This is a genomic window from Thioclava atlantica (genome assembly GCF_000737065.1).
GTDB classification, from domain to species: Bacteria; Pseudomonadota; Alphaproteobacteria; order Rhodobacterales; family Rhodobacteraceae; genus Thioclava; species Thioclava atlantica.
This window is the reverse complement of sequence record NZ_AQRC01000013.1, coordinates 22999-46841: the sequence shown is the minus strand read 5'-3', so window position 1 is coordinate 46841 and position 23843 is coordinate 22999. Positions and strand designations below refer to the sequence as shown.

The following is a 23843-nucleotide window of genomic DNA, read 5'->3' as shown; positions in this document are numbered from 1 at the left end:
CGGGCATTCGGCCGTCTCCCTCCTTTTCAGCCCGCCTTGCGGTCCTCCAAGGGGGCAAGCGGCAGACGGAAGGCCAGAAGATTGCGCTCGCCCTCTCGCCGATAGCCCAGTTCGGTCGCGAGGTCGCGGATCAGGAACCAGCCGAATCCGCCTTCGGGAAGTGCGGCGGGATCGGGCCTGGTCAGGCTCTCCGGCTCCCCCGTGTTCAGACACGCCATCGGCAGCGCGATGCCATCGTCGCTGACCGAGCAGCTCAGCCCCTGTGCGTCGCGCACGATCGAGAGGGTGATGGAGCCTTCCTCCGCCTCGCCATAGCTGTGCTCCACCACGTTGTTAAGGATCTCGGCGAGGATGAGTTCCAGCGTCCCGGCCTCCTCCTCGCTCATCACCCTGACGAAACGCGCAAGCGCCGCGCGCAGCGCGTCGCGCACGGCGATTGGCGTGGCCGGAAAGCTGTGATGGAAGATCCTGGCCTCTCCCGATGATTTCGCCATGCGCGCGGGGGAGGAGAAGAAGGAGCGCTCAGGCATATTTGCGGCCTTTTCCAAGCGCCGTCTCGAGATCGGGATGCAGCGAGAGGACGGAATCCATGCGGGTCAGTCGAAAGACCTTCTCGACATTCGGGGTGAGCGCGCAGAGTTCGAGCTGCCGATCGGGAGCGAGCGATTTCATCACCGCCACCACCGCGCCGAGCCCGGAACTGTCGAGAAATTCCACCTTCGACATCTCGATCAGCACCCGTGTGCCCGGCTGATCCGCGATTTCGCGCATCCTTTCCTTGAACCGAATGGCGATGGCCGCGTCGAGGCGTGGTTCCGCGAGATGGACGACGAGCACGCCTTCGCGGTGTTCTGCGGACAGGTTCATGATCGCCTCCGGCACAGAGAAATTTCTCAGGAGGCTAGACGCCAATACTTACCATTCGGTATCCGTGTGGCAGATTATCGGGAGGTGAGCATGGAAAAGGTGGTGATCGCGGGCGCGGCCCGGACGCCGATGGGCGGGATGCAGGGCGTCTTCTCGGAGGTGACGGCATCGGAACTTGGCGGAACGGCGATCCGCGCGGCGCTGAGCGGTGCAGGCATCGCGCCGGCCCGCGTAGAGGAGTTGCTGATGGGCTGCGTGCTGCCGGCGGGGCAGGGGCAGGCCCCCGCGCGGCAGGCCGGGTTCGCGGCGGGCCTGGGCGAAGAGGTGCCGGCGACGACGCTCAACAAGATGTGCGGCTCGGGGATGAAGGCGGCGATGATGGCCTTCGACCAGATCGCGCTTGGCCAGACAGGGGTGATGGTCGCAGGCGGCATGGAGAGCATGACCAACGCGCCCTACATGCTGCCCAAGATGCGCTCGGGTGCGCGGCTCGGCCATGCGCAGGCGCTCGATCACATGTTCCTCGACGGGCTGGAAGATGCCTATGACAAGGGCCGCCTGATGGGCACCTTCGCCGAGGATTGCGCGCAGGCTTTCCAGTTCACCCGCGAGGCGCAGGACGACTATGCGCTGGCCTCGTTGTCGCGCGCGCTCGAGGCGCAGAAGAGCGGGGCTTTCGAAGGAGAGGTCGCGGCGGTGACGGTGAAGACCCGCAAGGGCGAGAGCGTCGTGGATACCGACGAACAGCCCGGCAATGCGCGCCCCGAGAAGATCCCGCATCTCAAGCCTGCCTTCCGCAAGGACGGGACGGTGACCGCGGCGAACAGTTCGTCGATCTCCGACGGGGCGGCGGCACTGGTGCTGGCTTCCGAAAGCGTGGCCGAGGCCGAGGGGCTTCCGATCCGCGCACGGATCCTGGGGCATGCGAGCCATGCGCAGGCGCCGGCCGATTTCCCGACCGCGCCGGTTCCGGCGGCCGAGAAGCTTCTGAAGAAACTGGGCTGGTCGGTCGAGGATGTCGATCTGTGGGAAGTGAACGAGGCCTTCGCCGTGGTGCCGATGGCCTTCATGCACAAGCTTGGCGTGCCGCATGACAAGGTCAACGTGAATGGCGGCGCCTGTGCGCTCGGCCATCCGATCGGCGCTTCGGGCGCGCGGATCATGGTGACGCTTCTCAATGCGCTCGAGACGCGCGGGCTCAAGCGGGGGATCGCCGCGATCTGCATCGGGGGGGGCGAGGGCACGGCCATCGCCATCGAACGTCCATGAGGGTCGATTACGCAGAGCTCGCCAAACGGATCGCCGCGCTCACCGAGGGCGAGAGCGACGAGGTCGCGCTGATGGCGACGCTCGCCTGCGAGATCCACCATGCCGATGACCGGTTCGACTGGACGGGGTTCTACCGCGTCACCGAGCCGGAACTCCTGAAGATCGGCCCCTATCAGGGCGGGCATGGCTGCCTCGTGATCCCGTTTGCACGCGGGGTCTGCGGGGCGGCGGCGCGCACCGGGGAGACCCAGCTTGTGGCGGATGTCGAGGCCTTCCCGGGTCATATCGCCTGCTCGAGTTCCACCCGTTCCGAACTGGTGATCCCGGTCTTTGCCAGGCGCGGCGTGATCGGGGTGCTCGATATCGACAGCGACCAGCCCGATGCGTTCACCCAAGAGGACGCCGACGCGCTCGAGACCATCCTGCGCGACGTGTTCGGGGCATTGTGAGCGGGCCATGATCCATCGAGGGTCCTGCCTCTGCGGTGCAGTTGCCTACGAGATCGAGGGGCCGATGCGCCCTTCGGTTGCCTGCCATTGCTCGCAATGCCGGAAGACCTCCGGCCACTACTGGTCGGCTACATCGGTCGATGTCGGTCGTCTGACGCTCATCCGAGAGGCCGGTTTGCGTTGGTATCGCTCTTCTGAAACCGCGGAGCGCGGGTTCTGTCAGCATTGCGGCAGTTCGCTTTTCTGGCGCGAATTCGGCGATGAACACGTCTCGATCGGAGCGGGGACTCTCGATCCGCCGACGGGATTGCGCACGGCACGGCATATCTTCGTACGCGACAAATCGGACTATTACGAGATCGAGGACGGGCCCGAGCAAGCGCCACAGGCTTGACCCGCGCGCGGGGGCGGTGCATCCCGCGCGTCATGGAATATGTCTACGACCCGCCCCTGGAAGCCCCGCGCATCCTTCATGCCGATCACGAGATCCTCGTGGTCGACAAGCAGGCGGGGCTTCTTTCGGTGCCCGGCAAGGGGCCGGACAAGGCGGACTGCCTGATCGAGCGGCTGCGCGGCATCTATCCCGAGGTGCTGCTGGTCCATCGTCTCGATACCGATACGTCCGGGGTCATGGTCTTCGCGCTCACGCCCCATGCGCAGCGCCATCTCGGTCTGCAATTCGAGAAGCGCCAGACCAAGAAGACCTATCAGGCGCGGCTCTGGGGGGAGCTGGCCGAAAAGGAGGGCCGTGTCGATCTGCCGCTCTGCGTCGATTGGCCGAACCGTCCGCGCCAGCATGTGAACCATGAACAGGGCCGCCCCGCACAGACCGACTGGCGGGTCATGCGCCATGAGGAGGGCACGACGCGGCTGCGTCTGATGCCCGTCACGGGCCGGAGCCATCAGTTGCGTGTGCATATGGCCGAGCTCGGGCATCCGATCCTGGGCGATCCGCTTTATGCCGAGGGGCCCGCGCGCGATTTCCCGCGCCTGATGCTGCATGCCGAGAGCCTGCGCTTTCGCCATCCCGATGGCGGCAAGCACCTGACCTTCTCGGCGCCCGTGCCGTTCTGAAACCGATACAATCGCGCTCTTTTCCCCGCGTCCGGGGGCAGGCATACTCTCGCGCGCAACCATGCGGAGGCAACAGATGTCGAAACCCTTGCGTCTTGGGGTGAATATCGATCACGTCGCGACGGTGCGGAACGCCCGTGGCTCGGCCTATCCCGATCCGCTGCGCGCGGCGAAGCTGGCCGAGGAGGCGGGCGCGGACGGGATCACCGCGCATCTGCGCGAGGATCGTCGCCATATCCGCGACGCCGATATCGAGGCGCTCATGGAGGGGATCGGCCTGCCGCTCAATCTGGAGATGGCCGCCACCGCCGAGATGCAGGCGATCGCCCTGCGCCATGTGCCCCATGCCTGCTGCATCGTGCCGGAAAAGCGCCAGGAAGTGACGACCGAGGGCGGCCTCGACGTCGCGGGCGACGTGGCACGGCTGACCGATTTCGTAGGGCCGCTGGTCGAGGCGGGCATCCGCGTGTCGATGTTCATCGGCCACGACCCGGCACAGATCGAGGCCTCGGCCAAGATCGGCGCGCAGGTGGTGGAACTGCATACCGGCCATTATTGCGACACCCACTACGAGGGCAATTTCGCCGCGCGCGATGCCGAGCTGGAGGCGTTGCAGGCCGGCGCCGCCTATGCCGACAGCCTCGGGCTCGAGGTGCATGCGGGTCACGGGCTGACTTATGAAACCGTCGAGCCAATCGCCGCGATGAAGCAGGTGCGCGAATTGAACATCGGCCATTTCCTGATCGCCGAGGCGATCTTCGTGGGCCTCGGCCCCGCGATCCAGCATATGCGCAAGCTGATGGATGCGGCGCGGAGCTGACGGGATGATCCTCGGTATCGGCACGGACCTCGCGAATATCGAGCGGATCGAGCGCACGCTCGAACGCTTTGGCGACCGGTTCCGCAACCGGGTCTTCACCGAGACCGAGCAGCGCAAGGCCGAGCGGCGCCGCGATGTGGCAGGCACCTATGCCAAGCGATGGGCTGCGAAAGAGGCCTGTTCCAAGGCGCTCGGGACGGGGCTGCGGATGGGCATCGCCTGGCGTGATATGGCGGTCACGAATCTGCCAACGGGGCAGCCGGTCATGCAGCTCACGGGATGGGCTGCGGACCGGTTAAAGGACATGACGCCAGAGGGTTACGAGGCGATCATCCATGTCACGCTCACGGACGATCACCCCTGGGCACAGGCCTTCGTGGTGATCGAGGCCCGCAAGCTTTCTTGACTCGGGCGTGAGGCCGCGTATTGAGGGCGGGATTTTCAGAGGCAGGACTGGGGCAGATGGCAAAGAAAGACAGCGAGGGCGGTATCCTCGACACGATCAAGACGATCTTCTGGGCGCTTCTGATCGCGGGGGTTTTCCGGACGCTCTTCTTCCAGCCCTTCTGGATTCCCTCCGGTTCGATGAAGGATACGCTGCTGATCGGCGATTTCCTCTTCGTCAACAAGATGGCTTACGGCTATTCACGCTATTCCTGCCCCTTCTCGGCCTGCCCGATCCCGGGCCGGATCCTGTTCACCCCGCCCCAGCGTGGCGACGTGGTGGTGTTCCGCCACCCGAGCAAGGACGTCGATTTCATCAAGCGCCTGATCGGTCTGCCGGGCGACAAGATCCAGATGATCAACGGCGTGCTGCAGATCAACGGCAAGCCGGTGGACATGCAGCCCGCGGGCGAGTTCAAGGAAGTGATGGCGCCGCAAGGTCCGCAGGGCCTGCTGCCGCGCTGCACCAACGCGCCGGTCGGCATGGGCGATACCTGCGTCAAGGAGCGCTTCACCGAAACGCTGCCCAACGGGGTGAGCCACGACATCCTCAACATCACCGACAGCGGTCCGGTCGACAACACGCCGGTCTATACGGTGCCCGAGGGGATGTATTTCTTCATGGGCGACAACCGCGACAATTCCGAGGATAGCCGCTTCCCGCAATCGGTGGGCGGTCTCGGCTTCGTGCCGGCGGAGAACCTGATCGGCCGGGCGGACCGGATCATGTTCTCCTCGGCCGGGCGGTCGCTCTTCTACTTCTGGACCTGGCGTCCGGACCGGTTCTTCAAGGCGATCAATTGACGTTGAAACTGAGCGCGGAGATCAAGGCATTCGAGGGCCGGTTGGGGCATCGCTTTTCCCGCCCCGAACTCCTGCTGCGCGCGCTCACCCATTCGTCGATCTCGACGCCGACCCGGCCCGACAACCAGCGGCTCGAATTTCTCGGGGATCGCGTCCTCGGCCTGGTGATGGCCGAGGCGCTGTTCCTTGCCGACAAGGCGGCCTCGGAAGGGCAGATGGCGCCGCGTTTCAACGCGCTGGTGCGCAAGGAAACCTGCGCCGATATCGCGCGCCAGATCGACCTCGGCGCGGTGCTCAAGCTCGGCCGGTCCGAGATGATGAGCGGCGGGCGGCGCAAGATGGCGCTTCTGGGCGATGCGATGGAGGCGGTGATCGCCGCCGTCTATCTCGATGCCGGGTTCGAGGCGGCGCGGGACCTGGTGCTGCGGCTCTGGGCGGAGCGGCTCAAGACCGTCGAGGAAGATGCCCGCGACCCCAAGACCGCGCTGCAGGAATGGGCGCAGGCGCGCGGCCTGCCGCCGCCCTCCTACGAGATCACCGCTCGGCAGGGGCCCGACCATGCCCCGAAATTCACCATAGAGGTCCGGCTGGAGAACGGCGCGCATGAGAGCGCGCAGGCGGGCTCCAAGCGACAGGGCGAAATGGCCGCGGCCAAGGCTTTGCTGGCGCGGCTCGAGGAGCGCATATGACGAGTACAACCCGCGCCGGTTTCGTGGCGCTGATCGGCGAACCGAATGCCGGCAAATCCACCCTTCTAAATGCGATGGTCGGGGCGAAGGTCTCGATCGTCACCCACAAGGTGCAGACCACCCGCGCGCGCATCCGCGGCGTGGCGATGGAGGGCGACAGCCAGATCGTCTTCGTCGACACGCCCGGCATCTTCCGGCCGCGGCGCCGGCTCGACCGGGCGATGGTCAACGCGGCCTGGGGGGGCGCGGCCGATGCCGATCTGATCGTTCTGCTGGTCGAGGCGCATCGCGGTCTCACGCCGGGCGTGCGCGCGATCCTCGATGCGCTCAAGGAGCGCGAGGGCACGCAGCCGGTGGCGCTCGCGATCAACAAGATCGACAAGGTGAAATCCGAGGAGCTTCTGGGCCTGACCGCTCGGCTGAACGAGGAATTCGAGTTCACGCATACCTTCATGATCTCGGCCGAGCGTGGTTATGGCGTGGCCGATCTCAAGGCATGGCTTGCGGGCGAGATGCCGGAGGGCCCGTGGCTCTATCCCGAGGACCAGATCGCCGATCTGCCGCTGCGGATGATCGCGGCGGAGATCACCCGCGAGAAGCTGACGCTGCGCCTACACGAGGAGCTTCCCTATCAGCTCACGGTCGAGACCGAGAGCTGGGAGGACCGCAAGGACGGCTCGACCCGGATCGACCAGGTGATCTATGTGGCGCGTGACGGTCACAAGGGGATCATCCTCGGCAAGGGTGGTGAGACCATCAAGGGCATCTCCAAGGCCGCGCGCGAGGAGATCAGCGCGTTTCTCGAACGGCCCGTGCACCTGTTCTTGCAGGTGAAGGTGCGGCCGGGCTGGCTCGAGGAAGCCGAGCGCTATTCCGAGATGGGGCTGGATTTCAAGGACAGCAAGTGATGGTCGAGGCGCGTCTGGCCACGGATGTCTGGGTCCGCGCCTACGTCAAGCGGCTGGAGCTGGAGAATATCCCTGCCTATATCACCGCGCGCGGTCAGGCGAGTTCCGGCGCGGTGATGGTAAAATGCGCGCGCCTCGACGGTACCGCGCAGAGTTACGAACGCCGCGCCGATCTGATGACGGGCAAGAGCGCGTGGATGCTGCTCCATGACGGGCCCGAGGCCGAGGTCGATGCGAGCATCCGCAAGCAGCTGAGCTTCGACCCCGATCTCTGGGTCGTCGAGATCGAGAGCCGCGACGGGCGCACGCTGCTCGACGAGGAGGGGCTCAGCGGCTGAGGCCGATCCGTGCCAGACCGCGCCCGAGCGCCACGATCACCAACCCGCCGATCCAGAAGGCGATGAGGAACTTCGCGCACCACAACGCCAGCCCGCCCCATCCCAGCTTCGACAGGTCGAGGAAGAAATAGGGGTAGAAGCCGGTCTCGAGCCCGCGAATGACCGCATAGACCAGATAGACGAGCGGCCAGGCCAGCCACAGCGCCGCGTGCTGCTGCTGCAACGCGCGTTTCGGCGCGAAAGCCAGCCACCAGACCGGCACCAGTACGGGAGCCACCGTGTGATAGAGCAGGTTCGAGAGCCAATCGAGCCCGTGCAGCGGCGTGTCGCCCGCCAGAAGCAGATGGTAGACAGCCCCGACGATAATGATCCAGAGCATGAGTGCCGCAAGCCAGCCCTGCCCGATCATGCGCCGCGTCCAGACCATGTAGCCGAAGGCGAGACCCATCAGGCTGTTCGTCCAGATCGTGAAATAGCGAAACATCAGCCACAGGATCCCCAGCGGGACCGCGGCATGGGGATGGATCTCCAGATTGTTGGCGAAACTCGCCCCGAAGGCCGTGAGCTCGACCAGGGCGATGAGAGAGGCGAAGGTGAAAGAGGCGCGCGTCATGGCCGGAACGCTAGGGCCGAGGGGGCCGGGCGCGCAACTCACGAAGCGGCTTGCGCCGCAACGTCACCGCGCCGATAGTCGCGGTCATGGACTGGCAGGACCACGGCACGATCCTCTCCGCGCGCCCGCATGGAGAAAGCTCGATGATCGTCGAGCTGTTCACCGCGGGGCATGGGCGTCATGCCGGCGTGGTGCGCGGCGGTGCGTCGCGCAAGATGGCGGGCATCCTGCAGCCGGGAAATCGCGTCAGCGCGGCCTGGCGCGCGCGGCTGGAAGATCACCTGGGAAGTTACACGCTCGAACCTTTGCAGAGCCGGGCGGTGATCCTGTCGGATCGCACCGCGCTGGCGGGGCTCAACGCGGTCTGCGCGCTGTTGCGTTTCACTCTGCCCGAGCGCGAACCGCATGAGAGCCTGTTCGCCTCGTCCGAGCGGCTGTTCGATGCGCTGGCGGAGGGCGGAGACTGGGTGCCGGGCTATCTTCGCTGGGAGCTGGGGCTGCTGGAGGAGATGGGCTACGGGCTTGATCTGGGCTCGTGCGCGGTCACCGGATCGCGCGACGATCTGGCCTATGTCAGTCCCCGTTCGGGCCGGGCGGTCAGCCGCGCGGGCGCAGGGGAATGGGCGCCGAAACTCCTGCCGCTGCCGCTTTGCCTGCTGGGGCAGGGGCCTGCGAGCCTGACGGAGATCGTGCAGGGGCTGCGGCTGACCGGGTTCTTCCTCGGCGAGCGGATGGCTCCCGATCTGGGCGACCGCCCCTTGCCCGAGGCGCGCCAGCGGCTCGTCGATCTGCTCGCCCGTCAGGGGTGAGCCCGGTCGTCGAGGGTGATCTGCAACAGGGCGAGATCGAGCCAGCGACCGAATTTCTTGCCCACCTGCGGCAGCGTTCCCACCCGGGTGAACCCGAGCCGCTCATGCAGCCGGATCGAGCCCTGGTTCTCGGCCGCGATCACCCCGAGCATCGCGTGAAAGCCGGCCGCGCGCGCGTGATCGATCAGCGCTTGCAGCATCGGCGTTCCCAAACCGCGCCCGCGCGCGTCGCGATGGATATAGACCGAATGCTCCACCGTCAGGTCATAGCCGTCCTTGTCGCGAAATTTGCCATAGGAGGCATAGCCGAGAACCCGGCCCTCCTCATCGCTCACCAGGACGGGGAAGCCGGCCGCCTGGCGCTCCGCGATCCAGGCCGCGCGCTCGGCCGCATCGGTGCGTTTCTCCGTCCAGATCGCGGTGAGGTTGTCGACGGCGTCATTGTAGATCTCAGCAATGGCCGCGGCATCTTCGGGGCGGGCGTCACGGATCATCTGGTCACTCCTTCATGCAACCGAAGAAATGACCGCGAACACCGCGCCGCGCAACGGCTATTTCGTCGCGAGGAACCGCCCCGTGCGCAGCACGGCGTCGGTTGCGGGCACGAAATCCACACCCAGATCCTGCCGCGCCGCCGCATGGCTGAGCGACATGCTTTTCCCGAGCAGGGGCTTGATCAGCGCCACCTGCGCATCGAACAGCGCCAGGGTGGAGATCAGCCAGTTCGGCGCGGTGCGCGTCGCGATCCGGCGCTCGGGGAATTCGGCCTTGAGCGCCTTGGCCATGTCCGGGAAGGGCAGGAAGCGGTCGGCGCAGAGATAGCGCCGGCCGATGCTCTCGGGGCGGTCGAGCGCCGCGACATGGCAGGCCGAGACATCGGCGATATCGACCACGGGAAGCTGGAAATCCGGCATCGCGGGGTCGCGGCCCGACAGGATGCGTTCGACGACCGCGACCGAGGATCCGGTATGGCGATCCATCGGGGTGCCGCAGACGAGGCCGGGATTGACCGTGGTGAGCTGCATCTCGGGATGGGCGGCAGCGAAGTCCCACGCCGCGCGTTCGGCGAAGATCTTGGAGCGGGTATAGGCGCTTGCCGTGGGCGCGTTCGGGTCCGACCAGTCGGCCTCGGTCATCGGCGCGGAGGTCACGCCATGCATCACCGCCTCCATCGAGGAGGTCAGGACGACACGGGTCACGCCCGCGCGCTGTGCCGCCGACAGCACCCGTTTCGTGCCTTCGACCGCGGGCGCGATGATCTCGTTTTCGGCCTTCGGCTTCGAGAGCGGGAAGGGCGAGGCCGTGTGCATCACCGCATCCGCCCCGGCCATCGCCTCGCGCCAGCCTGCATCGGAGAGCAGGTCCGCCTCGACGAAGCTCAGCCGCTCGAGCGCATCGGAGCCGAGACCGGCAAGCGCCGTGCGGACCTCGTCGGCGCGGTGGAGCTTGCGCAAGGTGCCGCGCACATGTGCGCCCTGAGCCAGAAGATCATGGGCGATGCGCTTGGCGATGAAGCCGGTGATGCCGGTGACGAGAACGGTGCGGGCCATGATGGCCTCCCTGTGCCTGAACCTTTCGGTTCAGAATGGGGGCGCGGTGGGGGAAGTCAAATGACAAAGAAGCGGGCAGGTTCACCCCGCACCGCCCCTTTTCGGTATCGGATCGCGTCAGCCCAGCAGGCGACGTGCGATCACCTGCGCCTGGATCTCGGCCGCGCCCTCGAAGATGTTGAGGATGCGCGCGTCGCAAAGGATCCGGCTGATCTGGTATTCCAGCGCGAAGCCGTTGCCGCCATGGATCTGCAGCGCGTTATCGGCCGCCGCCCAGGCAACCCGCGCGCCCAGCAGTTTCGCCATGCCCGCCTCGAGATCGCAGCGATGGCCGTGATCCTTTTCCCAGGCCGAGAAATAGGTCAGCTGGCGCGCGATCATCGTCTCCACGGCCATCATCGCGAGCTTGGAGGCCACGCGCGGGAATTCGATCAGCGATTTGCCGAATTGCTTGCGGTCGATCGCGTATTGCATCCCGATCTCCAGCGCCGATTGGGCGACGCCCACGGCGCGCGCGGCCGTCTGGATGCGGGCGGATTCGAAGGTTTCCATGAGCTGCTTGAAGCCCTTGCCCTCTTCGCCGCCCAGAAGGTTCTCGCCCTTCACACGGAAATTGTCGAAGCCGAGCTCGTATTCCTTCATGCCGCGATAGCCGAGCACCTCGATCTCGCCGCCGGTCATGCCTTCGGTGGGGAAGGGATTGTCCTCGGTACCCGGCGCCTTCTCCGCCAGGAACATCGACAGTCCCTTGTAATTGTCGGTGGCCGGGTCGGTGCGCGCGAGCAGCGTCATCACATGGGTGCGCTGCGCATGGGTGATCCAGGTCTTGTTGCCGGTGATCAGCCAGTCGTCGCCGTCCTTGACCGCGCGGGTGCGCAAGCTGCCCAGGTCCGAGCCGGTATTGGGCTCGGTGAAGACGGCGGTCGACAGGATCTCGCCCGAGGACAGGCCGGGAAGCCATTTCTGCTTCTGCTCTTCGGTGCCGCCGCAGATAATCAGTTCGGCGGCGATCTCGGAGCGGGTGCCGAGCGAGCCGACACCGATATAGCCGCGCGAGAGCTCCTCGGTCACGACGACCATCGAAGCTTTCGACAGGCCCAGCCCACCGTATTCCTCGGGAATGGTCAGGCCGAAGACGCCCAGTTCCGCCAGTTCCTCGATGATCTCCATCGGGATCAGCTCGTCTTTCAGGTGCCATTCATGCGCGTTCGGTTTCACCCGATCTTCCGCATAGCGGTAGAACTGCTCGCGGATCATCTCGAGGTCTTCGTCGAGGCCGGAATTGCCGAAGACGGACCGGCCCTGAACGTCCCGCATCAGTTCGACGAGGCGAAGACGCGCCGCATTGGAATTGCCGCCCGCGATCAGCGCCGCGGCCGCCTCGGAAGGCGACCAGCTGACGCCCAGATCGGCCAGGCGCACCAATTCGCCCTGGTTCATCTGGATGCCGCCCGCGATCTGCGCGAGGTATTCGCCGAAGCCGATCTGCACGATCAGCTGCTCCATCTCGCGGAATTTGCCCTCTTCGGTCAGGCGCGCGGCCCAGCCATGAAGCTGCTTGAGCGATTGCCGATAGGTCGCGAGCCAGGACAGGCCATGCGCCTGATATTGATGCGCCTCGATCAGCGCGCCGTCGATGCGCCCGTCGCGTTCGGTCTTCGCACGCAGGGCGGCGGTGGCATCGGCCACGAGGGTTTCGACCTCGGGCAGGGTCGCTTCGGCAAGCGAGAGAAGGTCATCCAGAATGATGGTCATCGGCATATCGGCCCCGTCATGCGCCATGAGTCGGCTCCCTATTCTGCAGTTGCATAGTGCTTAGGGTCTTTGCATCCGCAGCGCAATAAAAATTCACAAAATGGCGCGAATTGGACCGAATATATCTTTCGGAATCGTGGGCGCCGCCCGAACGCGTTGTTTTCCGGCGGAAATTGGGCGTGTGCTCTCTCACCCGACCGGGTAGAACCGCCCGAAAGGGGAGGGCGCGCATGTTCGGACTGGAACTCTGGGAAGTGATCCTCGCGGTCGCGGTGACGCTGTTTGCGGGTTTCGTGAAGGGCGCGGTCGGCTTCGCGATGCCGATGATCATGCTCTCGAGCTTCGCCTCCTTCCTGCCGCCGCACACGGCGCTCGCACTGCTGATCCTGCCGACGCTCGTGACCAACGTGATGCAGGCCTTCCGGCAGGGCGTGGGCGCGGCCTGGGGGTCGGTGCGCAACTACCGGCTCTTCATCTTGATGATCATCCTCTTCATCCCGATCAGCGCGACGATGGTCGACGGCATCCCTCAGGCGCTGATGTATGCGCTCCTCGGCGGGCCGATCGTCGCCTTCACGATCTGGCAGCTCTCGGGGCGGCAGATCATCCTGCCCACGCGCCATCGGGCGGTGACCGAGACCTGTCTGGGCATCATCGGCGGCCTCTATGGCGGGATCTCGGGGATCTGGGGGCCGCCGCTGATCATCTATCTCCTCTCGATCAACGCGCCGAAGCAGGAATCGGTGCGCATCCTCGGAGTGGTTTTCCTCACCGGGGCGGTGATCCTGACCGGGTCGCATCTGGTCTCGGGCGTGCTCAATGCGCAGACGATCCCGCTTTCCGCGCTGATGGTGCTGCCCGCGCTGATCGGGATGCGGCTCGGCTTCGCAGCCCACGACAAGCTCGATCCGGTCGCGTTCCGGCGCTGGACCCTGATCCTGCTCGGTCTCGCCGGGGCCAACCTGCTGCGCAAGGCTTTGATGGGCTGAGCGTCAGGCCACGAAGGGCTTGAGACCGGCACGGCGCGCCTCGGCGAGGGTACGCGCCTCGATGCCCCGGACGATCTTGCGGCAGGCCTTGCGATGGAGCGGCAGCCGGCCGTCGCGGGCGAGCTCCGCCAGAGCGGTCGTGGCGCCGAGCAGCGGATTGCGGGCAAGCCGCCCGATATGGAGGCTTTCCAGCTTGCAGCCATCGGCGATCAGCAGGTGGTGATCGTCCAGCAAGAGCCCGTACCAGCTCAGCACGCCGGGCCGGTCCGGTTGCAGGGCCGCGACCCCGTCAACCAGATCCCCGGCTTCGATCAGCACCTCCTCCTCCCCGAAGATGTAATCGACGCTAGGCCCCGAGAGTGCCACCCGATGCTGCGGCATCACCCACAGGTCGCGGTTTTCCGAGAAGACCGGCGCGCAGAGTTTCACCGGGCGCAGATAGCCGAGCGCGGGCAGGCTGACCCGCCCCGCCCAGACCAGCTCCTGCGGCCCGGCATCGGCGGTCTCCACCAAGTCGCCTGTGCGAAGATGGGCGGCGGGGCGCGGCCCGTCCGGCGTCAGGATCGGCGTGGAGGGCGCGAAACACCCGGCCGGGCCGAGCGGTTGCAGATGATCGCCGAGCGCGATCCAATCGACCCGCGGGCCGATCTTGGCGGGGCCCGTGCCTTGGGCAATCGCCGAGAACTCCCCGCGCGTGAGCGGCAAGGGCGCCGTGCCCGCCTGCTGCCGGATCGTGCCGGGGCCGAGCGATTTCAGCGTCAGGAGGCTTTCGCGCGCCGGCCCGTCCCATCGCCAGCTCAACCGCATCAGACCGCCCGCGAGCCGTTCGCGCGAGGCATCGATCGAGATCGCATGCACCGCCTCGCCGCGCCGGTGGGTCAGGACGATGCGCCCCTCGCGGTCGAACTGAAGCGACAGGAAATCCGTCCGTGGGGCGCCTTGTGCGAGATGGACCAGCGAAAGCGGCATCGTCTCGCCGCGCATCAGCGAGAATTCCAGCATCAGCGTGCCGCGCGCGATCAGGTCCGGCAGGCGCCGCTCGGTGAATCGGTGGGAGCCGCGATGGGCGATATGCGCCGCGACCCAGCCGTGCTGCGTGCCCGTGCCGTCGTCGCCATGCCCGTCACGGGGCTGCGTCGTGTTCTGTGCCATGCCTGCCTCCGGCCCGGAGCTTGATGCGATACGCAGCATGCGCCCTCGCGCGAGGCGCGAAGGGTGCGGAAGTCGGGTCTCTCGGGCGTTGCCCTGCTCGTATCGCCCTGCCACGGGCTTTTTGATTTTGGGAAATGATGGCACGCCCGGCCCGATCCACGAAGCCTCTCTTCCTTCCCCGGGCATCCACGCGCGCCGGGGTGACCGCTTTGCAACAGCCATTGCTCCGCGCGGCAGGGCGCACTAAGCCTGTCGCAACTGCCGCAAGGAGAGCCCATGACCACCGATCCCGTTGCCCTGAGCGTCGACCTGATCCGCTGTCCCTCCGTCACGCCCGAAGAGGGCGGGGCACTGGTGTTGCTGGAGAGGCTGCTTTCGGAGGCGGGGTTCGACTGCACCCGGGTCGATCGCAACGGCACGCCCAATCTCTTCGCCCGCTGGGGCGCGAAAGGCGCGGCGAAGAGCTTCGGCTTCAACGGCCATACCGATGTCGTTCCCGTGGGCGACGCGGCCGCCTGGCGCCACGACCCGTTCGGGGGCGAGATCGTCGACGGCGTTCTCTGGGGCCGGGGCGCGACCGACATGAAGACGGGGGTCGCGGCCTTTGCCGCCGCGGCGGTGGATTTGGTCACTGAAACCCCGCCCGACGGCGCCGTGATCCTTGCCATCACCGGCGACGAGGAAGGGCCCGGACGCGACGGCACGCGGGCCCTGCTCGACTGGATGAAAGACCACGACGAGGCGATGTCGGTCTGCCTCGTGGGCGAGCCGACCTGCCCCAACGAGATGGGCGAGATGATGAAGATCGGCCGGCGCGGCTCGCTGACCTTCTATATCGAGGCGGAGGGCGTGCAGGGGCATGCCGCCTATCCGCATCGCGCGAAGAACCCGCTCCACGCGCTGGTGACGCTGCTGGGCCGGATGACGGAAACGCCGCTGGATGAGGGCACCGAGCATTTCCAGCCCTCGAGCCTGCAGATCACCACGATCGATTGCGGCAATCCGGCCAATAACGTGATCCCGGCCAAGGCGCGCGCGACGGTCAATATCCGCTTCAACGACACTCACAGCGGCGAAAGCCTTACCGCATGGGGCGAGGCTCTGGCGCAGGACATCTCGGAGGCGACCGGCATCGCCTTCGCGCTCAATCCCGACATCTCGGGCGAGAGCTTCCTCACCCCGCCCGGGCCCTTCGTCGATCTCGTGGCGCGTTCGGTCGAGGACGAGACGGGTCGCGCGCCGGAACTGTCGACCTCGGGCGGCACTTCGGATGCGCGTTTCGTGAAAGATCACTGCCCGGTCGTCGAATTCGGCCTCGTGGGCGCGACGATGCATCAGGTGGACGAACGCGTGCCGGTCGAGCAGATCGAGACGCTCAAGCGCGTCTATGCCCGGATTCTGCGGGATTATTTCGCATGATCACCATCGAGGCGGTCAGCGATTACGCCCCCTGCCACGCGCTGCGCCGCGCGGTCTTCATCGAGGAGCAGGGGATCTCCGAGCCAGAGGAATGGGACGATCTCGACGCGGGTGCGGTCCATCTGCTTGCCCGGGACGGTGAGACGCCGTTGGGGACGGCGCGGCTGATCCGCGCGGGCGAGACCGGAAAGATCGGGCGGCTCTGCGTGGCGAAAGCGGCGCGCGGCACCGGCCTCGGCGCGGCGCTGGTGCGCGAGGCCTGCGCGCTGCTCAGGGCGATGGGATGCACCCGCGCCTATCTCTCCGCCCAGAGCTACGCGATCCCGTTCTATGAAAAGCTCGGCTTCGAACCCTATGGCGAAGATTACGACGACGCGGGCATTGCGCATCGCGATATGGAAAAGCCGCTCTGACTTTCCAATTGCTCCAAATATCCCGGGGGAGTCGCGGAACGCGACGGGGGCAGCGCCCCCCTGCCCCGCGGCTCTCAGAGCGACAGCGTTTCCGCGCGCAGATCGGCGAGGAACTTGCGCGGGTTACCGAGATGCTCGGCGATATCCTCGGCCGCCTTGGGATGGCCGATCACCGGGTGCTGCGGCTTGTAGAGCGCGCGCTTGATCTCGTAGAGCAGCAAGCCCTGGCGCACCGTCGCCGAAAGCTTGTTCGCGACTTGGTAGGCGCGCGAATTCTGCCCCGGGAAGCGGATCGGCAGCACCGAGGCGCCGGAGCGTGCCAGCATCTTCGCCGTGAACGGGTTCCATTCGCGTTCGATCACCGGGCCGAAGAGGGTTTCGGAATAGGCCACCTGGCCTGCCGGGAACAGAACGACCACGCCGCCGCGTTTCAGCTGCGCCATGCAGGCGGCGCGCATCTTGAGGCTGTTCTCGCGGGCGTTCTCCTCATGCGGGAACGGCACGGGCAGCATGTATTGCTCGATCTCGGGAATGCCGGTCAGCAGCGAACGGGTCAGGATCAGGTAATCGTCGCGCACCTGGCCGATCAGGTAGGCCAGCACCATCCCGTCCACGAGCCCGTGCGGATGGTTCGCGACCACCACGAGCGGGCCTTCCTTGGGAATGCGGGCGATCTGTTCGGGCGGGGTCGTCACCTCGATCCCCATCACGTCGAGCGCCTGCGGCCAGAATTCCGCGCCCATGGGCGCGCCGCGTTTCTCGAACTTCCGGATCAGGCGCAGCAGATGCGTCTTGGCCGTCACCCATTCGAGCGTGCGGATCGTGCCGACCTTGAACGGGTTGGTGAAGGTGCCGGAATAGGACAAGCGGCGCTTGTCATAGGGTTTGGAAATAGCCTGGGCTTCGGCGATCTCGACCTGCTGATCCATGGCTGGACCTCTCGGGTTATCCGCGGGTCACATGCCTTCGCCGAACTTGTCATCCACCAGCGCCGTCAGCGCCTCGGCGAGTTTCTCGGCATCGGCCCCGCTCGTCGTCACTTCAATAGTGGTTCCGCGCGAAGCTGCCAACATCAAAAGCCCCATTATCGAGTCGCCCGAGACGCTCATGCCGTCCTTCGTGACCGTGGCGCGCGCGTCATGGACCTCCACGACCTCGACAAAACGCGCCGAAGCGCGTGCATGCAGGCCTTTCTCGTTCACGATCTCGAGCTTCCGGCTCACGGACATTTCACGACCCCTTCGCGGGCATTGTAGCTGTTGATGTATTTGCGGCCCGCATCGAGCGCCGCCTCGACCGCCGCATGCACGCCGAGGCTGCGCGATTTCGCGAGCTTGATGAGCAGCGGCAGATTGGCGCCGTAGATGATCTCGCGGTCCCTCTGCTCGCAGGCCATGAGCGACAGATTCGAGGGCGATCCGCCGAACATGTCGGTCACCACGACGACGCCGTCGCCGGCATCCACCGCATCGGCGGCGGCGCGGATCTCGGCCTGCTTGCCGGCGCGGTCGTGATCGTCCTCGATGGTGATCGCGCGGATCCCGCTTTGCGGGCCCACGACATGCTCGACCGCCGCGAGATATTCCCGCGCCAATCCACCATGTGCCACGATCACGATCCCGATCACGCGCCTGTCCTCATCCTGGTCTCGGCACCCTCGGGTGCCCGGCGTTCAAGTTCCCTGTGTCGTTTAGACACTTGCCATCCCGCTTCCGCAAGCGCTTTGGCGATGCTCTCGGTCACGGCGACGGAGCGGTGTTGCCCGCCGGTGCAGCCGAACCCCACCGAGAGATGGGTCTTGCCCTCCTCGACATAGGCAGGAAGCAGGAACAGCAACAGATCGAGCACGCGTTGGTGAAATTCGCCATGGCGGGGATCGGCGGAAACATGGGCCGCCACCGCGGCATCGCGCCCGTCGAGCGGACGCAGCTCGGGCTCCCAATGCGGGTTGGAGAGAAACCGGCAGTCGAACATCAGGTCGATCCCGCGCGGCACGCCCCGCTTGTAGCTGAAGGAGCTTACCGAGACGGCGAGCTTCTCGATGCGGCCGGTATCGAAGAAGCGTCCGACCTCGGCGCGCAACTCGTGGGGGCTCATCTCGGAGCTGTCGATCAGCACATCGGCCCGGAGCCGGATCGGTGCGAGAATGTCGTTTTCCGCGGCGATCCCCTCGCCCGGCGCTTCGTCGGGCGAAAGCGGATGGCGGCGGCGGGTCTCGGAATAGCGCCGCTCGAGCACCTCGGGACGCGCATCGAGATAGAGCAGATCGAGATCCAGATCGGGTTCGCGGGTCAGGGTGTCGATCAGCTCGATCAGCGCCGCCGCGGAGAAATCCCGCCCGCGCACATCGACCCCGAGGGCGACCGGGTGTTCAAGATGGCCCGAGAGTAGCCGCGGCACGAAGCTGAGCGGCAGGTTGGTGATCGGCTCGTAGCCCAGATCCTCGAGCGCGCCGATCGCGGTGGTGCGTCCGGCGCCGGAAGGGCCGGTCACGAGGACCACGCGCTGACCTCTCTGAGCCCAAGTCGGATCGGATCGGGTCACGCCCAACGCCCCCCTTTCAGCCATTGCAGGATTGCCACGTCAAAATGATCATGTTGCACCCGCAGCACAAGGGGGAGTTCCACCCCCAGAAGACTGTCTTTTCGACAGGTTGGGAGCCGATCGGTCTCGATCCGGTCGAGATCGACGCACAGGATGATCCGGGCCCGCTCGAGCGCTTCGGCGTTCAGGATGCCCACGCCGCGCGCCTCGATCCGGCCCGCGATCGCCGCGGGAGCGCGCGCGATCAGCGCGCCGTCCTCCACGCTCAGATCGACCCGGTCATCGGCGACGAGATGCGCACCATAGGCCATGAGCCTCAGCGCGAGCGCGGATTTTCCCGCCCCCGACGCACCGCGAATGAGAACGCCGCGCCCGGGATCGAGCGCGACGACGCTGGCATGGACGTTGAACGGGGACGCCGGAGGGTCACCCATCGCGTCACACGGGAAGGCCCACGACGAAACGTGCGCCCAGCGGCTCGGACGTCGGATCGGCATCGGTGGGGCGGATGTTCTCGGCCCAGATCACGCCGCCATGCGCCTCGACGATCTGCTTCGAGATCGCGAGACCGAGGCCCGAGTGATCGCCGAACTGCCCCTCGGGACGTTGCGAATAGAAGCGCGTGAAGACCTTGGTCAGCGCCTCTTCGGGAATGCCCGGCCCGGTATCTTCCACCACGACGAGAACGCGGTTGTCGCGCTGGCGGGCCCAGACACGCACCGCATCGCCCTCTTCGCAGAACGAGACCGCGTTGGTGATCAGATTGACGAAGACCTGCGCCAGACGCGCTTCGAGACCGGAGATCACGATCGGCTGCTTGGGAAGGTCGGTGATGAAATCGACCCCCTTCTTGTGCGCCTGCTGTCCGAGGAACTCGCTGAGGTTCGAAAGCATCTTCACCAGATTGAAGGGCTCTTCCTCTTCCTTCACCAGCTCCGAATCGAGCCGCGAGGCGTTGGAGATATCGCTCACCAGACGGTCGAGGCGGCGCACGTCGTGCTCGATGACGTCGAGCAGCTTGATCCGGTGCTCTTCCTTCTTGACCATGCGCAGCGAGGCCACCGCCGAGCGCAGACTGGCCAGGGGGTTCTTCACCTCATGGGCGACATCGGCGGCGAACTGTTCATTCGCGTCGATCCGCTCGTAGAGCGCGCCCACCATGCCGCGCAATGCCCCCGAGAGCCGCCCGATTTCGTCGGGCCGCGCCGTCAGGTCGGGGATGCGCACCCGCGAGGGCGACATCTTGCGGGCATTCTTGTCGCGCCCGATCTCGGCCGCGGCGGCGAGGTCGGAGAGCGGGTTCGCGATCGTGGACGCAAGCACGAGGCTCAGGCCGATCGAGACGATGATGGCGATGACGAAAAGCTCCAGCAATTGCTCGCGCTCGACACGGACCAGCGCGTCGATCTCGCCCGCCACCGAGGTGAGGCCGACCACGCCCACCACCCGGTCGCCCTGCCGGATCGGCGTGGCGACCCCGAAGATCGTGGACCCCGTGCCGTTCTTCTGCGAGGCGATCTGGGTGCGCCCCTGAAGCGCGGCGGGAACGAGGCTGCGCACCATCTCGAGCCTGCCGTCGGGGACGACCTCGTTCCCATGCGGGAATAGCCCCGACACCGCCGACCAGGCGCTGCTGAGCAGATCGGTGAGAATGGTCGAACCGCGTTCGAGCGTCAGGCCGTGAACCGGCTCCACCGGCGCGCGTCCGCCCACGGTGGTGGTGCCGATCAGCGCCGCGCCCGGGTCGAACAGGAAGAGGTCGGCCCCGTCCGGCAGCTCGATCCCCTTGATCGTCGCCATCGGATCGATCCCGTCGCCGGCGGCCAGATTGACCGGCGCTCCCGCGGGCATCTGGGCCTCGAAGACATCCGCGGCGAGCTGCGCCTCGTTCACGATGCCGCTCTCGCGCTGCATGACCAGCGAGTCCCGGAACGGGTTGAGATAGAGAACCCCCGCCGCGAGCACGATCATCGCAAGCAGGTTGAAGGTGATGATCTTGCGGGCAAGGGGCGAGCGGTTGAGCGCGAGCATCGTGCGCCGTTTGCGGCCCCGACGCAGGTCGTCATCGACCGCGCCTGCGGGGCCTTCCCAGTCCTCTCCGAGAACGACGTCAGTATCGAGCGCCGTTCGCAATGCTCTCTTGGCGGGCTTGCGTCCCAATCCGATCCTTCCGGCGATGCTCATCGGGTGATCCGATCATTCTTCGTTGTAACGATACCCGATCCCGTAGAGCGTTTCGATCGCCGAGAATTCCTCGTCGACGGCACGCATCTTCTTACGCAGGCGCTTGATGTGGCTGTCGATCGTGCGGTCATCGACATAGACCTGATCGTCATAGGCCACGTCCATCAGCTGATCGCGCGATTTCACGAAACCGGGGCGTTGTGCGAGCGCCTGCAGCAGCAGGAACTCGGTCACGGTCAGGGTCACGTCGCGGCCCTTCCACATCACCGCGTGACGCAGCGGGTCCATCTCGAGCGAACCCCGCACCATCACCTTGGTTTCCTCGGTCGTGGCCACCTCGTTGCCCGAAATCGCCTCCTGGCGGCGCAGCAGCGCGCGGATGCGTTCGACCAGCAGGCGTTGGCTGAACGGCTTCTTGACGTAATCGTCCGCCCCCATGCGCAGGCCGAGCACCTCGTCGATCTCGTCATCCTTAGAGGTCAGGAAGATCACCGGCATCGTCGTTTTCTGGCGGATCTTCTGGAGCAGTTCCATCCCGTCCATGCGCGGCATCTTGATGTCGAGAACGGCCATATCCGGCAAACGCTTGTTGAAAGCGTCGAAAGCCGCCTGTCCGTCATTGTAGGTCTCGACCTCGTAACCCTCGGCCTCGAGCGTCATCGAGACGGATGTCAGAATATTACGGTCATCGTCGACCAGCGCGATCCTCGACATGTTGGAAAATCCCTCTACTGCTCTTGTTTGTTGTTTGCCGCATATTCCGTCTTCGGACCGCCCAAATCAACAGCAACCTGCGAATCACGCCCAAAACTCGAATCATCAGGCGCGAAAAATCCAGAGATTTGACCATTTTGCCGCACCCGGGCGCAACAATTCGCGATGGTGGCGCTAAACGTCAAAATGGTTGCGCTAACTGCGTCAAAGCTTCCTGTTCCTTCGCAAAATTGTCATGCTATAGGGCGGCCACCCGGGTAACATTGTTGCTCGGGTCGGCGCATCGAGGCCCCGACGCGCCGGGAGGAACCCATGAAAGCCGTGCGACGGCATCGGGAGCAACAGATGGACATTGGACGCGTGAACCCGGCGAAACGCCTTGAGGATCAAGGCATCGAAGGTCTGGGGAATGTCTATTACAACCTGCTGGAACCAGCTCTGATCGAACAGGCGATCAAGCGCGGCGAGGGCACGCTTGGCAAGGGCGGTGCCTTCTATTGCACCACGGGCAAGCACACCGGCCGCTCGCCGAAAGACAAGTATGTTGTGCGCACCCCCTCGGTCGAAGACACGATCTGGTGGGAGAACAACACGCCGATGGCGCCCGACGCCTTCGACCGGCTGCATGCCGACATGCTCGAGCACCTCAAGGGGCGCGACGCTTTCGTCGAGGATCTCTACGGCGGCGCCGATCCCGAGCACCGGCTCGACGTGCGCCTCGTGGCCGAGCTTGCCTGGCACGGGCTGTTCCTGCGCACCATGCTCCGCCGCCCCGAACGCGCCGAGCTCGACAGCTTCGATCCGGAATGGACGATCATCAACTGCCCCAGCTTCAAGGCCGACCCCGAGCGCCACGGCTGCCGCTCGGAGACGGTGATCGCGCTCAACTTCGACAAGAAGCTGATCCTGATCGGCAACACCGCCTATGCCGGCGAGAACAAGAAGGGCGTCTTCACCCTTCTCAACTACATCCTGCCCGGCAAGGACATCATGGCGATGCACTGCTCGGCCAACCACGCGATCGACAATCCTGACGATTCCGCCGTGTTCTTCGGCCTCTCGGGCACCGGCAAGACGACGCTCTCGGCCGATCCGTCGCGCGTGCTGATCGGCGATGACGAGCATGGCTGGTCGGAGAAGGGCATCTTCAACTTCGAGGGCGGCTGCTACGCGAAGACGATCAACCTCTCCGCCGAAGCCGAGCCCGAGATCTACGCGACCTGCTCGATGTTCGGTACGGTGGTCGAGAACATGGTCTACGACGCCGACACGCTCGAGCTCGATTTCGAGGACAACTCGCTCACCGACAACATGCGTTGCGCCTATCCGCTGCATTACATCTCGAATGCCTCGGAAACCTCGCTGGGCGGCCATCCGAAGAACGTGATCATGCTGACCTGCGACGCCTTCGGCGTGCTGCCGCCGATCGCGCGGCTGACCCCGGCGCAGGCGATGTATCACTTCCTTTCGGGCTTCACCTCGAAGACCCCGGGCACCGAGCTCGGCGTCGTCGAGCCGATCCCGACCTTCTCGACCTGCTTCGGCGCGCCGTTCATGCCGCGTCGCCCGGAGGTTTACGGCAAGCTCCTGCAAGAGAAGATCCGCGAGCACGGCGCCTCGTGCTGGCTGGTGAATACCGGCTGGACGGGCGGCGCCTTCGGCACCGGTTCGCGCATGCCGATCAAGGCCACCCGCGCGCTTCTGACCGCGGCGCTCGACGGCTCGCTGCACGATGTCGAGTTCCGCAAGGATCCGAATTTCGGCTTCGACGTGCCGGTTTCGGTGCCGGGCGTGCCCGAGGTCCTGCTCGACCCGCGCCGGACCTGGGGCGATGCCGCGGCCTATGACGCGCAGGCGGCGAAGCTGGTGGAGATGTTCTCGGACAACTTCGCGCAATACGTCCCCTATATCGACGACGACGTGAAGGCGGCCGCGATCGGCTGATCCGGAACGATGACATCGCAGAGAAGGCCGGCCACAGCGCCGGCCTTTTTTCTTTCCGGCGTGACAGAGCGCTTCCCTAAGCCGATGATCCGCCT

29 protein-coding genes are annotated in these 23843 nt (G+C 65.8%); 15 read left to right on the top strand and 14 right to left on the bottom strand.

Annotated elements, in window-relative coordinates; all coding sequences use genetic code 11:
* Nucleotides 1-26: 26 nt before the first annotated feature.
* Both DW2_RS14770 and DW2_RS14765 read right to left on the bottom strand, forming a co-directional pair.
* Nucleotides 27-530 carry an ATP-binding protein gene (locus tag DW2_RS14770; RefSeq protein ID WP_051856137.1) on the bottom strand — a complete coding sequence of 168 codons (504 nt, stop codon included), beginning with the start codon at nucleotides 528-530 and terminating at the stop codon, nucleotides 27-29.
* A complete protein-coding gene (locus tag DW2_RS14765; protein WP_038147844.1) occupies nucleotides 523-867 on the bottom strand; it encodes an STAS domain-containing protein in 345 nt (114 codons plus the stop codon). The genes DW2_RS14770 and DW2_RS14765 overlap by 8 nt, the downstream gene beginning before the upstream one ends.
* A 90-nt stretch (nucleotides 868-957) precedes the next feature.
* Here DW2_RS14765 and DW2_RS14760 point away from each other — a divergent pair, with 90 nt between their 5' ends.
* The 10 genes from DW2_RS14760 (at nucleotide 958) to DW2_RS14715 (ending at nucleotide 7662) form a co-directional block, all read left to right on the top strand.
* Nucleotides 958-2136 carry a thiolase family protein gene (locus DW2_RS14760; protein WP_038147843.1) on the top strand — a complete coding sequence of 393 codons (1179 nt, stop codon included), beginning with the start codon at nucleotides 958-960 and terminating at the stop codon, nucleotides 2134-2136.
* The gene (locus DW2_RS14755; RefSeq protein WP_038147842.1) at nucleotides 2133-2585 is read left to right on the top strand and encodes a GAF domain-containing protein; all 453 of its coding nucleotides are present in this window, start codon (nucleotides 2133-2135) and stop codon (nucleotides 2583-2585) included. Before DW2_RS14760 ends, DW2_RS14755 begins: the two co-directional genes overlap by 4 nt.
* Before the next feature lie 7 nt (nucleotides 2586-2592).
* Nucleotides 2593-2979, top strand: a complete 387-nt coding sequence (locus DW2_RS14750) for a GFA family protein (protein ID WP_038147841.1) — start codon at nucleotides 2593-2595, stop codon at nucleotides 2977-2979.
* 32 nt (nucleotides 2980-3011) lie between these two features.
* Complete coding sequence (locus DW2_RS14745; protein WP_038147840.1) at nucleotides 3012-3659, top strand: RluA family pseudouridine synthase; 648 nt, start codon at nucleotides 3012-3014, stop codon at nucleotides 3657-3659.
* Between the two features lie 76 nt (nucleotides 3660-3735).
* Nucleotides 3736-4479 carry a pyridoxine 5'-phosphate synthase gene (locus DW2_RS14740; RefSeq protein ID WP_038147839.1) on the top strand — a complete coding sequence of 248 codons (744 nt, stop codon included), beginning with the start codon at nucleotides 3736-3738 and terminating at the stop codon, nucleotides 4477-4479.
* A gap of 4 nt (nucleotides 4480-4483) precedes the next feature.
* Nucleotides 4484-4885, top strand: coding sequence for a holo-ACP synthase (gene acpS / locus DW2_RS14735; RefSeq protein WP_038147838.1), 402 nt, complete (start codon nucleotides 4484-4486; stop codon nucleotides 4883-4885).
* 56 nt (nucleotides 4886-4941) lie between these two features.
* A complete protein-coding gene (lepB, locus tag DW2_RS14730) occupies nucleotides 4942-5727 on the top strand; it encodes a signal peptidase I (RefSeq protein ID WP_038147837.1) in 786 nt (261 codons plus the stop codon).
* A 2-nt stretch (nucleotides 5728-5729) separates the two neighbouring features.
* Nucleotides 5730-6416, top strand: coding sequence for a ribonuclease III (gene rnc / locus DW2_RS14725; protein WP_038147836.1), 687 nt, complete (start codon nucleotides 5730-5732; stop codon nucleotides 6414-6416).
* Entirely contained in the window at nucleotides 6413-7324 is a 912-nt protein-coding gene (era, locus tag DW2_RS14720; RefSeq protein WP_038147835.1) for a GTPase Era, read from the top strand. Before rnc ends, era begins: the two co-directional genes overlap by 4 nt.
* Nucleotides 7324-7662 carry a DUF1491 family protein gene (locus DW2_RS14715; protein ID WP_038147834.1) on the top strand — a complete coding sequence of 113 codons (339 nt, stop codon included), beginning with the start codon at nucleotides 7324-7326 and terminating at the stop codon, nucleotides 7660-7662. Before era ends, DW2_RS14715 begins: the two co-directional genes overlap by 1 nt.
* Here DW2_RS14715 and DW2_RS14710 read toward each other — a convergent pair.
* The gene (locus DW2_RS14710; protein ID WP_038147833.1) at nucleotides 7652-8275 is read right to left on the bottom strand and encodes a Pr6Pr family membrane protein; all 624 of its coding nucleotides are present in this window, start codon (nucleotides 8273-8275) and stop codon (nucleotides 7652-7654) included. The two genes, DW2_RS14715 and DW2_RS14710, sit on opposite strands and share 11 nt — an antisense overlap.
* 86 nt (nucleotides 8276-8361) lie before the next feature.
* On the opposite strand from DW2_RS14710, the gene recO reads away from it, so the two are divergent.
* A complete protein-coding gene (gene recO / locus DW2_RS14705; protein ID WP_038147929.1) occupies nucleotides 8362-9084 on the top strand; it encodes a DNA repair protein RecO in 723 nt (240 codons plus the stop codon).
* Here the strand turns inward: recO and DW2_RS14700 are convergent.
* The 3 genes from DW2_RS14700 to DW2_RS14690 all read right to left on the bottom strand — a co-directional run bounded on the left by DW2_RS14700 (nucleotide 9075) and on the right by DW2_RS14690 (nucleotide 12416).
* Nucleotides 9075-9578: a GNAT family N-acetyltransferase gene (locus DW2_RS14700; RefSeq protein ID WP_038147832.1), complete on the bottom strand. Its 504-nt coding sequence runs from the start codon at nucleotides 9576-9578 to the stop codon at nucleotides 9075-9077. The genes recO and DW2_RS14700 overlap by 10 nt on opposite strands.
* Nucleotides 9579-9635: 57 nt before the next feature.
* Nucleotides 9636-10634, bottom strand: a complete 999-nt coding sequence (locus DW2_RS14695; RefSeq protein WP_038147831.1) for an NAD-dependent epimerase/dehydratase family protein — start codon at nucleotides 10632-10634, stop codon at nucleotides 9636-9638.
* Between the two features lie 117 nt (nucleotides 10635-10751).
* Nucleotides 10752-12416 carry an acyl-CoA dehydrogenase family protein gene (locus DW2_RS14690; RefSeq protein WP_038147830.1) on the bottom strand — a complete coding sequence of 555 codons (1665 nt, stop codon included), beginning with the start codon at nucleotides 12414-12416 and terminating at the stop codon, nucleotides 10752-10754.
* 203 nt (nucleotides 12417-12619) lie between these two features.
* Between DW2_RS14690 and DW2_RS14685 the strand changes: the two genes are divergently transcribed.
* A complete protein-coding gene (locus tag DW2_RS14685; RefSeq protein WP_038147829.1) occupies nucleotides 12620-13378 on the top strand; it encodes a sulfite exporter TauE/SafE family protein in 759 nt (252 codons plus the stop codon).
* Between the two features lie 3 nt (nucleotides 13379-13381).
* On the opposite strand, the gene DW2_RS14680 is transcribed toward DW2_RS14685, so the two are convergent.
* Nucleotides 13382-14530, bottom strand: coding sequence for a Hint domain-containing protein (locus DW2_RS14680; protein WP_038147828.1), 1149 nt, complete (start codon nucleotides 14528-14530; stop codon nucleotides 13382-13384).
* 276 nt (nucleotides 14531-14806) lie between these two features.
* On the opposite strand from DW2_RS14680, the gene dapE reads away from it, so the two are divergent.
* Nucleotides 14807-15949 carry a succinyl-diaminopimelate desuccinylase gene (gene dapE / locus DW2_RS14675; protein WP_038147827.1) on the top strand — a complete coding sequence of 381 codons (1143 nt, stop codon included), beginning with the start codon at nucleotides 14807-14809 and terminating at the stop codon, nucleotides 15947-15949.
* A complete protein-coding gene (locus DW2_RS14670; protein ID WP_051856134.1) occupies nucleotides 15946-16362 on the top strand; it encodes a GNAT family N-acetyltransferase in 417 nt (138 codons plus the stop codon). Before dapE ends, DW2_RS14670 begins: the two co-directional genes overlap by 4 nt.
* A 74-nt stretch (nucleotides 16363-16436) precedes the next feature.
* Here the strand turns inward: DW2_RS14670 and DW2_RS14665 are convergent, their stop codons facing one another.
* From DW2_RS14665 to DW2_RS14635, 7 genes are read right to left on the bottom strand one after another with little or no spacing between them, the layout of a single operon-like run.
* Nucleotides 16437-17291 carry a lysophospholipid acyltransferase family protein gene (locus DW2_RS14665; RefSeq protein ID WP_051856129.1) on the bottom strand — a complete coding sequence of 285 codons (855 nt, stop codon included), beginning with the start codon at nucleotides 17289-17291 and terminating at the stop codon, nucleotides 16437-16439.
* Between the two features lie 27 nt (nucleotides 17292-17318).
* The gene (locus DW2_RS14660) at nucleotides 17319-17591 is read right to left on the bottom strand and encodes an HPr family phosphocarrier protein (protein ID WP_038147826.1); all 273 of its coding nucleotides are present in this window, start codon (nucleotides 17589-17591) and stop codon (nucleotides 17319-17321) included.
* Nucleotides 17582-17989: a PTS sugar transporter subunit IIA gene (locus DW2_RS14655; protein ID WP_038147825.1), complete on the bottom strand. Its 408-nt coding sequence runs from the start codon at nucleotides 17987-17989 to the stop codon at nucleotides 17582-17584. The genes DW2_RS14660 and DW2_RS14655 overlap by 10 nt, the downstream gene beginning before the upstream one ends.
* On the bottom strand, nucleotides 17986-18930 hold the full coding sequence (gene rapZ / locus DW2_RS14650) for an RNase adapter RapZ (protein ID WP_081875010.1): 945 nt from the start codon (nucleotides 18928-18930) through the stop codon (nucleotides 17986-17988). The genes DW2_RS14655 and rapZ overlap by 4 nt, the downstream gene beginning before the upstream one ends.
* Nucleotides 18903-19340, bottom strand: a complete 438-nt coding sequence (locus DW2_RS14645; protein WP_038147824.1) for an HPr kinase/phosphorylase — start codon at nucleotides 19338-19340, stop codon at nucleotides 18903-18905. The genes rapZ and DW2_RS14645 overlap by 28 nt, the downstream gene beginning before the upstream one ends.
* A 4-nt stretch (nucleotides 19341-19344) precedes the next feature.
* A complete protein-coding gene (locus DW2_RS14640; protein WP_038147823.1) occupies nucleotides 19345-21090 on the bottom strand; it encodes a sensor histidine kinase in 1746 nt (581 codons plus the stop codon).
* Nucleotides 21091-21102: 12 nt separating this feature from the next.
* Nucleotides 21103-21804: a response regulator transcription factor gene (locus DW2_RS14635; protein WP_038147822.1), complete on the bottom strand. Its 702-nt coding sequence runs from the start codon at nucleotides 21802-21804 to the stop codon at nucleotides 21103-21105.
* 345 nt (nucleotides 21805-22149) lie between these two features.
* Between DW2_RS14635 and DW2_RS14630 the strand changes: the two genes are divergently transcribed.
* A complete protein-coding gene (locus DW2_RS14630; protein WP_038147821.1) occupies nucleotides 22150-23748 on the top strand; it encodes a phosphoenolpyruvate carboxykinase in 1599 nt (532 codons plus the stop codon).
* Nucleotides 23749-23843 lie beyond the last annotated feature (95 nt).